The sequence below is a fragment of the Pseudomonas sp. SID14000 genome, from assembly GCF_002165135.1.
Classification (GTDB): Bacteria; Pseudomonadota; Gammaproteobacteria; order Pseudomonadales; family Pseudomonadaceae; genus Aquipseudomonas.
In genome coordinates this window covers 264,422-276,829 of record NZ_NFZQ01000006.1, presented here as the reverse complement: position 1 = coordinate 276,829, position 12,408 = coordinate 264,422, and the positions used below count along the sequence as shown (strand labels likewise).

Here is a 12,408-nt window from a genome sequence, read left to right as displayed (position 1 = left end):
TCTAGCCTGCCGGGCACGCCCGCGCACAGCCCTTTGCGCCAGGTTCATCGGCCCTGGTACAGGCCAAGCGCTGCGAGTTCGCACGCAGTTTCGATGATGCACTGGCGCAGGGTTTCGACGATCTCGTCTACTTGCTCATGGGTGACGATCAACGGCGGCGACATCACGTTCAGGTGCATGATCGGCCGCACCAGCAGCCCCTTGGCCTGGGCCTTGCGATGAATGCGTTCACCGATGTTCACCTCGTCGGCGAACAGCGCCTTGCTGGCCTTGTCGGCAACGAACTCGACACAAGCCATCAGCTTCATGCAGCGCACATCCCCCACCAGCGGCAGCTCGCGCAAGCTCTGCAGGCGTTGCTCCAGATAGCCGCCGACGTCCCTGACGTGTTCCAGCAATTGCTCGCGCTCGATGATCTCGATGTTCTTCAGCGCCGCGGTGCAGCACACCGGGTGGCCACTGTAGGTGAAGCCGTGGGTGAAGCAGCGGCCCTTGCCCGGCTCGGCGATCACCTGCCAGATGCGTTCGGAGAAGATGCACGCCCCCAGCGGCAGGTAGGCCGAGGTCAGGCCCTTGGCGGTAGTGATGATGTCGGGAGTGATGCCGAACAGTTCCTCGCTGGCAAAGAAGGTGCCCAGGCGCCCGAACGAGGTCACCACTTCGTCGGCGACGAACAGGATGTCGTAGGTCTGGCACAGCTGCCACATGCGCTGGAAGTAGCCCTTGGGCGGAATGATCACCCCGCCCGAGCCCATGATCGGCTCGGCGAAGAATGCCGCGACGTTGTCGGCGCCCAGCGAGAGGACCTTGTCCTCGAACTCGGCGACCAGGAAGTCGAGGAACTCCGCCTCGTCCATGTCGTCCGGAGCGCGGTACGGGTTGGGGTTGGATACATGGTGGATCAGCGGGTGGGCGTAGTCGAACTCCGGCACCCGGTCGGCGGCCTTGTTGCCAATCGACATGGTCAGGGCGGTGGAGCCGTGGTAGGCGTTGTAACGGGCGATGATGTGCTTCTTGTGCGGCTTGCCACGGCAGTTCTGGTAGTACTGGATCAGCCGGTAGGCCGTATCGACCGCGGTCGAGCCGCCGGTGGTGAGGAACACATGGTTCAGGTCGCCCGGCGCCAGCTGCGCGAGCTTCTGACACAGCTGGATCGCCACATCGTTGGCCATGTCGGAGAACGGGTTGGAATAGGCCAACTGGCGTACCTGGTCGGCGATAGCCAAGGCCATTTCCTCGCGGCCCAGGCCAATGTTGGTGCACCACATGCCGCCGACGGCATCGAGGAAGCGGTTGCCGTGGGTATCGCGAATGTAAGCGCCCTCGCCGGCAACGATGTTCAGCGCACCTTGCTCGCGGTGCTCGTCGAACACGTGGTAGCCGTGCATGTAGTGGGCCTTGTCGGCTTCCACCAGCGGGTCGTGGGCAATGGCGAACGCTTTGCTTGGGGTGGCCATGAGCAGCTCCTTGGCAGTGATCGTTGGGCAGTGTTCAGAAACCGGTCTTGACCGTGCTCCAGACCCGGGTGATGGCACGCATGTCCTTCGGGCTCTGGGTTTTCTGCGCGAACAGGCGCTCGCGGGTTTGCGCGTCGGGGTAGATGGCCGGGTTCTGGCGGATCTCGTCGCGCACCAGCGCAGTGGCGGCGGCGTTGCTGTTGGCGTAGTGGATGTAGTCGGTGACCTTGGCCATGGTCTGCGGCTGCAGCAGGAACTCGATGAAGCGGTGGGCGTTGGCCGCGTGCGGCGCATCCTTGGGGATGTACAGGTTGTCGAACCAGATCAGCGAGCCTTCCCGGGGGATGAAGAACGACAGCTTGATGTCCTTCTTCGCTTCAACCGCGCGGGCCTGGGCGGTGGCGTAGTCACCAGACCAGGTCAGGGCCAGGCAGACATCGCCGTTGGGAAGGCTGGTGAGGTAGTTGACCGAGTCGAACTTGCGAATGTACGGGCGAATGCCCAGCAGCAGCTGTTCGGCCGCCTTGAGGTCGGCCGGCGATGCGCTGCGTGGGTCCTTGCCCAGGTACTGCAGGGCCAGCGGGATGACTTCGGTCGGCGCGTCCATCAGGGTGACGCCGCAGTCGGCGAAGCGCGAGACGATCCGGGGATCGAACAGCATGGCCAGCGAGCCGATGGGGGCATCGGGCATGCGCGCGGCTATCTTGTCGACGTTGTAGGTCACTCCCGAGCTGCCCCAGGTGTAGGGCGCCGAGTATTTCAGGCCAGGGTCGTAGCCTTGCAGGTTGTTCACCACCTGCTGGTCGAGATTGCGCCAGCTGGGCAGTTGCTGCTTGTCCAGCGCCTGGAACACTCCGGCGCTGATCAGCGGGGGTACCAGGGCAGCGTTGAGCATGACCAGGTCGTAGCCGGAGCGGCCGGTGAGCAGTTTGGTCTGTACCGTTTCGTAGCCGTCGAAGGTGTCGTAGATGACCTTGATGCCGGTGGCCTTCTCGAAGTCGGCCAGGGTGGTTTCGCCGATATAGTCGGTCCAGTTGTACAACCGCAACGTGTTACCGCTGTCCACCTCTGCCGCCTGGGCCAGGCTGGCGCCAGACGCCAGCAGCAGACCGCCAATCACCTTCAGTACCTTGCGCATGGCAACTCCATCGTGTGAATGCTCGGGATCGAGCCGATGCAGGCACTATCGAGGGATTTGCCGAAGGGGGACATACCCCGAATGTGTGGGTGGTCGTTTTTTGGCAGGTGGCAGAATGTCGTATGCCGACAGAATTCTGGGGCTGCTTTGCAGCCCTTTCGCGACACAAGGCCGCTCCTACAGGGTGCGCGGATCCTGTAGGAGCGGCCTTGTGTCGCGAAAGGGCCGCAACGCGGCCCCAGTGGCTGGCACAGGAGAAAGGTCAGGTCAGCGGGTACAGCGCCTCATCGAACTGCTCCAGGCGCGGGAACACCAGAGGCTGGTCGTCCGAGAGCTGCTCCAGGCGCTGTCGGTACTGCTGCAAAAAGCCCTGCCGCGCCTCGTCACTGATGTACGGTACATGCCAGGCCACGAACGGCGGCAGCACCTCGAAGCCCACGTAGGCCAGCGTGCCGCGCAAGATCGGCCGCAGCATGTCCTCCAACGGCCCGTGAATCGCCCCGTCACCAAACATGTGCTCGCGCCCGCCCAGGGTCACGCACACCAGCGCCTTCTTGCCCGCCAACCCGCCCTGGTCGTAGAAGCGCTTGCCGCCATAGCACACCCCCGACACCAGCACCCGGTCGATCCAGCCCTTGAGCATGGCCGGCGCCGAGAACCAGAAGATCGGGAAGTTCAGCACCAGCAAGTCGGCCCACAGCAGCTTGTCCAGCTCCTGCTGGATATCCGCGGCAATGGCACCACGCTTGACCCCCTGGCGCTGCTCCAGGGCATACACCAGGTACTCGGGGTTCTCGCGTTGGGTGAAATCATCGGCACTGGCCACCGGGTTCCAGCCCATGGCGTACAAGTCACTGACCTGCACCTGGTGGCCCTGGGCGCGGAAGGTTTCCACGGCCTGGTCACGCAGCGCAGCGGTGAACGATTGCGGCTCGGGGTGAGCGTGGACGATCAGTACATTCACAAACATTCTCCTCACACAAAACAGGTTGTCTTCCAGCTGTGGCTCAGCACTGCACCGCTTTCACCTCGACAAACTCGGCCAGGCCCTCCTCGCCCCACTCGCGCCCGTTGCCCGACTGTTTGTAGCCACCAAACGGCGCCTGGTAGTTGAACCCGCCACCGTTGATGAAGCACTGCCCGGCGCGTATCTGCCGCGCCAGGGCCAGGCCGTGCTCGCGGCTACCGGCCCACACCGCGCTGGACAGGCCGAACGGCGAATCATTGGCCAGGGCCAACGCCTGGGCCTCGTCGGCATAGGGAATCAGGCACAGCACCGGGCCGAAGATTTCCTCCTGGGCGATGCGCATGCGGTTGTCGACATCGGCGAACAACGTCGGCGCCACGTAGAAGCCGCGCTCGAAGCCGGCTGGCGTGTCGCCGCCGCACAGCAGGCGCGCGCCCTCCTCCTGCCCCAAGCGAATGTAGTCGAGCACGGTACGCCGCTGGCTTGCCGAACACATCGGCCCGAGGAAGCTGGCCGGGTCACGCGGGTCGCCCATGACCAGCGTACGGGTCTCGGCCTCGGCAATCTCCAGCGCCTCGGCGTAGCGGCTGGCCGGCAGCAGCATGCGGGTCAGGGCCGTGCAGGTCTGCCCCGAGTTGATCATCACGTCCTGCACGCCATGGCGCACCGCCGCGTGCAGGTCGGCGTCAGCGGTGATCAGCAGCGGCGATTTGCCGCCCAGCTCCAGGCACACCCGCTTCACTGTCGGCGCGGCCGCCTGGGCCACGCGCACCCCGGCGCCGGTGGAGCCAGTGAATGACACCATGTCCACCTGCGGGTGCCGGGCCAGAGCCTCGCCGACCTTGGCCCCCGGCCCGCTGACCAGGTTGAATACCCCGGCCGGCAGGCCGATGGCCTCGATCATCTCGGCCAGCATGAACGCATGCAGCGGCGTTTCCTGGCTCGGCTTGACCACCACCGTGCACCCAGCGGCCAGGGCCGGTGCCAGCTTGCCAATCATCTGGTGCAGCGGGTAGTTCCACGGGTTGATGAACGCGCACACGCCAACAGCCTCGCGGTACACCAGCGAGTTACCAACTTCGCGCACCTCATCCATCAGCCCGGCCAGTCCGGCGTACTGCTCCAGCCCGGCGATCGGGCCCTCGACCTGCACCGCCTGGCACCACTGCACCGGCATGCCCAGTTCGTCGGTGATGACCGACGCCATTTCTGCCGCGCGGTTCCTAAGCTGTGCAGCCAGCGCCGTTATGTACCCGGCACGCACGCTGGACGGAGTGCGTGCCCAGCCATCGAAGGCCCGCCGCGCGGCCATCACTGCCCGTTCGACATCGGCCTCGGCGCCCAGCGGCACGCGGCCGATGACCTGCTCGGTAGCCGGATCGATCACCTCGGCCATGCCCTCCCCGCCCGGTACCCGCCAGGCACCATCGATATACAGCCGCGCATACTCACGCATGGGCCTGCCCCTGCATCAGTGCGGCGGCGCAGCGGGCGATGCGCCGGCAAGCGTCGGCCAAGGCCTCGTTACCCAGTACCAGGCCCAGGCGGATATGCCCTGCAGCGCTGGGGCCGAAGGCTTCGCCGGCGAGCACCGACACGCCCTGGCTATCGAGCAGGCGATCGGCGAAGGCCTGGGCGCTGAGGCCGGTCTCGCGGATGTCGACCATCACGAACATACCGCCATCGGGCTTGAGCACCTTGATGCCCGGGCAGCCGGCCAACTGCTCGCAAACCAGGTCGCGGCGCTGGCGATAGGCCTCGCGCATGATGTCGAGCTCGGGCAGTTGCTGCTCCAGTGCCACCACGGCGGCATCCTGGATGAAGTCGGGCGAGCCGTACAACATGCACAGGGCGAGGTTTTCCAGGTGAGTGGCCAGTTCGGTCGAACCGACTACCCAGCCCACCCGCCAGCCGGTCATGGCATGCGACTTCGACAGGCTGTTGAGGGTGACGGTGCGTTCGGCCATGCCCGGCAGGCTGCCGGGGCTGACATGCTCGCCGTCGTACAGCAGCTCGCTGTACACCTCATCGGAGATCAGCCACAAATCGTGGGCGATGCACAGCTCGGCCAGCGCTTCCCAGGTGGCGCGCGGCAGGCTCGCCCCGGAGGGGTTGTGCGGGCTGTTCAGGGCCAGGGCGCGGGTACGCGGGGTGATGCGCGCAGCCACATCACGCGGGCACACCCGAAAGCCGTTCTCCGGCTTGACCGGAACAGGCACCACCTTGGCGCCACAGGCACCGAACACTGCCTCATAGGTCACGTACATGGGCTCGGCGACAATCACCTCGTCACCCGGGTCGAGCACGCACTGGGCCACGCAGTACAGCGCACACTGGGCCCCCGCCAGCACTGTCACCTGGTCGGCATCGACGGCCTGGCCGCTGCGCTGCCGGTGACGCTTGGCGATGGCCTGTCGCAGCGCCAGCTTGCCGCGCACATCGGCGTAATGGGTGTGGCCTGCCCGCAGGCTGCCGATGGCCGCCTCGACGATTGGCGCAGGGGTGTCGAAGTCCGGGTCACCCACCGACAGCAGCAGGATATCCTTGCCCTCGGCCTGCAGCGCCAGGGCGCGGTAGTGGATATCCCAGGCAGCGGCCCCATCGCCGGCGATGCGTTGAGTGAGCTTGGCGTAGCGCATGGCAATCTCCCTTCATTGGCGGTTTCAGTCGACGAGAATCTTCGGGTTGGAACTGCCCCATACGGTGTAAAGGTCGGCGAGCAGCGCGCCGTTGATTTCCTCTATCTCGGCCTGGGTGATCTCACCCCCGGCCTGTTTGCCGAACAGCACCACTTCGTTGCCCCCCTTCACATCGGGGAAGTCGGTGACGTCGACCATCAAGGTGTTCATCGACACCTTGCCCACCACCGGTACACGGTGGCCGTTGATCAGCACATGGCCCTTGTTGGTGAACACCCGGCGGTAGCCATCGGAGTAGCCGACGGTAATGTTGGCCAGGCGCGAATCACGCGCCAGGGTAAAGGTGCGGTCGTAACCGACGGTGTTGCCTGCCGGGTAGCTGTGCACCGCCGCCACGTGCGACTTGAACTGCATGACTCGTTGGTATTCGGTATGCGTCGGCACCGTGTCGCCGAACAGCGCACCACCGGTGCGCACCATGTCCAGGCGTGCTTCCGGCACTTCCAGCGTAGCGAAGGAGTTGGCGGCGTGCAGGGTGAGCTTGCTGCGATCAAGTTTCGCGTGCTTGATCAGCCAGTCGGTCTGCTCGTTGAACGCTGCCAGGCCTTTGCGCACATCGTCCTTGTCTTCCACGGCGAAGTGGGTCATCAGCGCGACCAGCTCGAGGTGCTTCTGGTCAGTGATCTGCAGCGCTTCGCCACGGCCGGACCAGGTGGTCATTTCCACGCCGTTGCGGCTCATGCCACTGGAGTTGAGCGCCATATGGATGCGCAGGGTCTTGCCGTGGCGTTCGGCGATGGCATCGAGCTGCCGGGCGAATTCGGCGCTGCCGACCAGTTCTTCCATGTCGTACTGCAGGGCATCTTCCACTTCGCTGAGGCTGGCCAGGCGTACCCGCACCAGTTGCCCGGTGAAGCCGCTGGCGCGAACCACGCGGGCCTCCTCATTGCTGGCCACCGCCACGCAGGGCACGCCCTGGGCGATGATCGACGGCATCACCAGGCCGATACCGTGGCCATAGGCGTCGGCCTTGAGCACGGCGCACAGCTTGGACTTGCCACCCAGCTCGGCCTGCAAGGTACGGATGTTGTGTTGTAGCGCGCCAGCACTGATTTCGACCCAGGCGTTGCTGTTCTGCACGGTCAGGGCCGTGGTGCCGTTGTCCATCGACAGAGGCGGTGCGGCGTATAGCGGGGCCTGGCCAGTGATCAGCAGAGCGAGGGATGCAGCCAGGAGGGTACGGCGAAATGGCATGGTGGTTTCTCTTGTTGTTCGTGGTGTCTGCGGCTTAGCAGACGCAGGTGTGTTTGAGTTCGATAAAAGTGACGCCGGAGGTGGCGAAACCGTTGGCCAGATCGGCCTGCAGCGCGTCCAGGTCACGCGGCTGGCGCACCGTGCAACCGAAGGCACGGGCCAGGCCGATGAAATCCGGGTTGCGCGGCAGTACCCCGACCGGCTCGATGTCCAGGCCGAGCATGTCGTCGCGGATCTGGCCAAGGGCGTCATTGTTCCACAACAGCACGACCAGCGGTCGCTCCAGTTCCTCGACTGCCGTGGCCAGTTCCTGGGCGGTGTAGAGGAAGCCGCCATCGCCCACCAGCACCAAGCCTGGGCGGTGGTCACTGGCGAACATGCCGCCGATGCCGGCCGGCAAGCCGTAGCCGAGGGTGCCGTAGCCGGTGGGGTGCAGCCAGCTGCGCGGCGCCCGGCTGGCGAAGGCGTAGTTGCCGGTGTAGGCCAACTGGGTCATGTCGCTGCTGATGAAGGCATCGTCGGGCAGTACGGCGGCAATGCGGTCGAGGATTGCCTGGTGCACGGCCTGCAGCGGTGCATGCCCATTGCGGATGGCCTGGCGCAGGTTGGCCACCGCTTCGCTGGCCTGGGCCGGGTCACGTTCGAGTTCCGGCAGGTGTTCGAGCAGGCCGGCCAGGGTTTGCCGGGCATCGCCGTGCAGGGCTATGGCACAGGGGTAGAAGTCGTTGAACTTGCGCGGGTCGATGTCCACGCGCAGCAACTGGCCGGTGATCGGCAGGCGCTCGCGCCAGAAGTCGGTGTCGGCCATTTCGGTACCCACTGCCAGCACCACATCGGCCTGGCTGATCAGTTGCCAGCCGGGCTCGACGCACAGGCAAGCGCCTGCATTCAGGGGGGCCTCGGGCGGCAGCAGCCCCTTGCCGGCCACACTGGTGAACAGCGGCGCCGCCAGCCGGGTGCTCAACTGCGCCAGTTGCTCGGCCGCGTGCAAGGCACCACCACCTGCGATGATCATCGGCCGCTTGGCCGCTGCCAGTTTCAAGGCAGCCTGGTCAAGGGTTTCGCGGCACGGCCGGCCTCGCCCGGGACGGCGCACTACCTCAGCGCTCCAGTCACGACTGACCGGCGCGGCCAGCACGTCCAGCGGCACCGAGATGTGCACCGGGCGCGGCCGTTCGCTGTCGAACACGGCCCAGGCGCGGGCGATCAGTTCGGGCAGGTCGTCGCCGCGCAGGGCCACGGCGGAAAACGCGGTAATCGGCGCGGTCATGGCGCGCTGGTCCTGGGTTTCGTGCAGGCAGCCCCAGCCCTTGCCCAGGCTGGCGGTGTGGTTGACGCTGGAGATCACCAGCATCGGGATGGAGTCGGCATAGGCCTGGCCGATGGCGGTGGCGGCATTGGTCACGCCCGGGCCGGTGATGACGAAGCACACCCCCGGTCTGCCGCTTACCCGGGCATAGCCGTCGGCCATGAAGCCGGCGCCCTGCTCGTGGCGGGTCAGTACATGGCGGATGCCGCTGCCCGGCAGGCCACGGTACAGTTCCAGGGTGTGCACGCCGGGGATGCCGAATACCGTCTCCACGCCGTAGTTGGCCAACAGGCGCACCAATGCCTGGCCGGCGGTCCGGGTGTGCTTATTCATGTCGTACTCCTTGCGCCTGGCCGAGGCGAATCAGCGCGTCGACCGCAGTGGTGCCGTGGGCACCGACCATCAATGGGTTCACATCCAGCTCCAGCAGTTGCCCGGCGTTTTCGCAGGCGTAGTCGGCCACCGCGCGGATAGCCGCAACCAATGCGTCCAGGTCAGCCGCCGGGCGGCCACGGAAGCCTTGCAGCAGGCTGGCGCTACGCAGGCTGAGCAGCGCGGCGCGGATGGCGTTGTCGGTGGTAGGCAGCAACAGGCTGACACTGTCCTTGAGCAGCTCGACCAACACGCCGCCGGCGCCGATCACCAGGGCCAGGGCGAAGTCGTGCTCGCGCTTGATGCCGACGATCAGTTCGGCCAGCGGCGGCTCGGCCATCGGTTCGAGCAGCACCTGGTCGAACGCTACCTGTGGGGCGTAGGCGGCGATGCGCTGGCGCATCTGCACCAGCGCAACCTCGAGGGCGGCGGCATCGCGCAGGTTCAGCGCCACCGCACCGGCTTCAGTCTTGTGCGGCAACTGCGCGCTGACCGCCTTCAATACCAGCGGGTAACCAACATGGACGGCGTCTGCCACAGCGCGGTCGGGTGTACTCAGTACCCCTGCCGGTACCGGCAGGCCGAAGGCACGCAGGGCTTGCTTGGATTGCCATTCGTCCAGCAGACGGCTCTCGCCTGGGAGAGCCTGCGGGCACAGCGGCACCCGCGCTGCCTCACCCTGCTCCAGCAGACGCTGGCGGTTGCGCTGGTAGGCGACGATGCGGCCCCAGGCTGCCAGGCCATCCTCCACGCCCTGCAGGGCGGCGATGCCACGCGCGTGCAAGCGCTCGCGCGCGCAGGCGGGCAACAGTTCCGGGAACGCCGAAGTGACGAAGCCGATCTTGCCGTGGCGTTCCAGCGCATCGCAGTACAGCGTCAGCAGCAGGTCGCATTCCTTGCGTTCGCCAGTGAACGCCGCCGGATAGTCCAGCACCAGCATGGCCGCGTCGGCAGCGCCGCTCAGGGTGCTGTCGAGCATGCGTTGCAGGGCCGCTGCATCACCCCAGATGGCAGTAGTGAAGTCCAGCGGGTTGACCAGGTTGGCATAGGCAGGCAGCACCTCGGCCAACTGCGCCACCTGCCCGTGTTCAAGCTTCGGCAGGACCAGTTGGTTGCGCTCGGCATAGTCGGCGATCAAGCCGGCATCGCCACCGGAACAGGCCAGGGCGATCAGCTCGCCATTCACCGGCAAGCGCCCACAGGCGGCGGCCTTGAGGGTTTCAACGAAGCTCACCGGGCCACTGACGCGGATCACGCCCAGGCGCTGGAACAGGCTGTCGTACAAGGCATCGGAGCCGGACAGCGAGCTGGTATGGCTGAGCGCCAGTTCAGCACCGATCTGCGACACGCCGGTCTTTAGCGCAATGATCGGCGTGCCCTGTTGTAATGCCTTGCAGGCGGCACGAGCGAAGCTCGGCACGTTCTTCAGGCCTTCCAGGTGCAGGCCGATGGCAGTTACCCGTGGGTCGTCGAGCAGCACGTCCATCAGCTCGGCCACGCCCAGTTGTGCCTGGTTGCCGACCGAGGCCATGTAGGCCACCGGCAGCGAGCGGTCGCTCATCGACAGGTTGTAGGCGAAGTTGCCGCTCTGGGTGAGGATCGCCACGCCCTTCTCCACCTGCTGGCCACCATGGGCCACCGGCCACAGGGCAGCGCCGTGCAGGTAGTCGAGCAGGCCGTAGCAGTTGGGGCCGAGCAAGGCCATGTTGCCGGCAGCGGCGAGCAGACGCTGCTGCAGCTGGCGGCCCTCCTCGCCGCTTTCGGCAAAGCCCGAGGCATAGCAGATGGCGCCACCGGCGCCGCGGGCAGCCAGCTCGGCAACGCACTGCAGGGTCAGTTCGCGGTTGGTGGCGATAAACACCGCGTCCGGGGCATAGGGCAAGTCGGCCACCCGCGCCACGCAGGGGATGCCTTCGAGGCTGTCATGCTGCGGGTTGACCAGCCACAGCTCGCCGCCAAAGCCACCTTCGGCGCAGCGCTTGAGCGCCCGCGCCATGCTGCGCCCGCCAACGAAGGCCAGGTGCCGGGGTGCCAGCAGGCGTTTGAGGTTGTCACGAATCGAATGCGACATGGGTGTTCTCCTGGCGTTCAGCGCAGCAGCGGGCGCAGCAGTTCGCGGGCGATGATGTGCCGCTGGATTTCCGAGGTGCCCTCCCAGATGCGCTCGATGCGTGCGTTGCGCCAGATGCGCTCGACCGGCCCTTCATCCATCAGGCCCATGCCGCCGAAGATCTGCACGGCTTCGTCAGCTACCTTGCCGAGCACCTCGCTGGCGAACAGCTTGGCCATGCCGGCCTCACCGTCAGTCATGCTGCCCTGGTCCATCTTCCAGGCGGTGTGCAGGGTGAGCATTTCCGCAGCGCGAATCTGCGTGGCCATGTCGGCCAGCTTGAACGACACCCCCTGGTAACTGCCGATGGCCTGGCCGAACTGCTTGCGGTCGGCGGCCCATTGCAACGACAGGTCGAGGGCACGCTGGGCCTGGCCCACGCAGTTGGCGGCGACCATCACCCGGCCAGCGGTGAGCCAGGCGTTGGCCACCTCCCAGCCCTTGCCGACCTCGCCCAGCACCTTGCTGGCCGGTACCCGGCAGTCGTCGAAGAACAGCTCGTAGGTGTGGTAGCCACGGTTGCTCACGCACTTGGGGCCACGGCGGATGGTCATGCCCGGCGTGCCACGGTCGACCAGGAAGGCCGTTACCGCATTGCGCTTGCGCCCGTTGTGCTCGTAGGTGTCGGTGACGGCGAAGACGATGGCGAAATCGGCGTGGCCGGCATGGCTGATGAAGTGCTTGCTGCCGTTGATGACGAAGTCGTCACCCTGGCGCACGGCACGGGTCTTGATGGCGTTGGCATCGGAGCCGGCGCCCGGCTCGGTGAGGGCGAAGCAGTCGATCTTCTCGCCCTGCACGCAGGGCAACAGGTAGTCGTTGACCTGCTCGTCCTTGCAGGCCATGAGGATTTTCGATGGCCGCGCGACGAACACGTGCAGGGCCCAGGACACCTTGGACAGCTCGCGCTCGATCAGCGCCTGGGACAGATAGTCCAGGCCACCGCCACCGACCTCCTCGGGCATGTTGAAGGCATAGAACCCGGCGGCTATAGCCTTGCCGCGGATCTGCGCAGCCAGTTCGGGCGGCACGGCATCGGCGCGGTCCACCGCCTCCTCATGGGGCAGCAGCTCCTTGGCCACAAAGCTGCGTACCGCTTCCACCAACATTTCTTGTTCTTGGGTCAGTTGGAAATTCATCTGCGAAGGTCCTGGTGAGGGTC

9 protein-coding genes are annotated in these 12,408 nt (G+C 66.0%); all 9 read right to left on the bottom strand.

Annotated features, from left to right (window positions below; all coding sequences use genetic code 11):
• Positions 1-44: 44 nt before the first annotated feature.
• Positions 45-1,457, bottom strand: a complete 1,413-nt coding sequence (locus tag CAY82_RS11530) for an aminotransferase (RefSeq protein ID WP_087501308.1) — start codon at positions 1,455-1,457, stop codon at positions 45-47.
• 34 nt (positions 1,458-1,491) lie between these two features.
• Positions 1,492-2,595, bottom strand: a complete 1,104-nt coding sequence (locus CAY82_RS11525; RefSeq protein ID WP_087501307.1) for a polyamine ABC transporter substrate-binding protein — start codon at positions 2,593-2,595, stop codon at positions 1,492-1,494.
• Positions 2,596-2,857: 262 nt separating this feature from the next.
• The gene (locus CAY82_RS11520) at positions 2,858-3,559 is read right to left on the bottom strand and encodes an NAD(P)H-dependent oxidoreductase (protein WP_087501372.1); all 702 of its coding nucleotides are present in this window, start codon (positions 3,557-3,559) and stop codon (positions 2,858-2,860) included.
• 43 nt (positions 3,560-3,602) lie between these two features.
• A complete protein-coding gene (locus tag CAY82_RS11515; RefSeq protein ID WP_087501306.1) occupies positions 3,603-5,018 on the bottom strand; it encodes an aldehyde dehydrogenase family protein in 1,416 nt (471 codons plus the stop codon).
• Positions 5,011-6,201: a pyridoxal phosphate-dependent aminotransferase gene (locus CAY82_RS11510; protein ID WP_087501305.1), complete on the bottom strand. Its 1,191-nt coding sequence runs from the start codon at positions 6,199-6,201 to the stop codon at positions 5,011-5,013. Before CAY82_RS11510 ends, CAY82_RS11515 begins: the two co-directional genes overlap by 8 nt.
• A 24-nt stretch (positions 6,202-6,225) precedes the next feature.
• Positions 6,226-7,455 carry an alanine racemase gene (gene alr / locus CAY82_RS11505; RefSeq protein ID WP_087501304.1) on the bottom strand — a complete coding sequence of 410 codons (1,230 nt, stop codon included), beginning with the start codon at positions 7,453-7,455 and terminating at the stop codon, positions 6,226-6,228.
• Between the two features lie 34 nt (positions 7,456-7,489).
• On the bottom strand, positions 7,490-9,097 hold the full coding sequence (locus CAY82_RS11500) for a 5-guanidino-2-oxopentanoate decarboxylase (RefSeq protein WP_087501303.1): 1,608 nt from the start codon (positions 9,095-9,097) through the stop codon (positions 7,490-7,492).
• Positions 9,090-11,207: an acetate--CoA ligase family protein gene (locus tag CAY82_RS11495; RefSeq protein ID WP_087501302.1), complete on the bottom strand. Its 2,118-nt coding sequence runs from the start codon at positions 11,205-11,207 to the stop codon at positions 9,090-9,092. The genes CAY82_RS11500 and CAY82_RS11495 overlap by 8 nt, the downstream gene beginning before the upstream one ends.
• A 17-nt stretch (positions 11,208-11,224) precedes the next feature.
• Entirely contained in the window at positions 11,225-12,385 is a 1,161-nt protein-coding gene (locus tag CAY82_RS11490; protein ID WP_087501301.1) for an acyl-CoA dehydrogenase family protein, read from the bottom strand.
• Positions 12,386-12,408 lie beyond the last annotated feature (23 nt).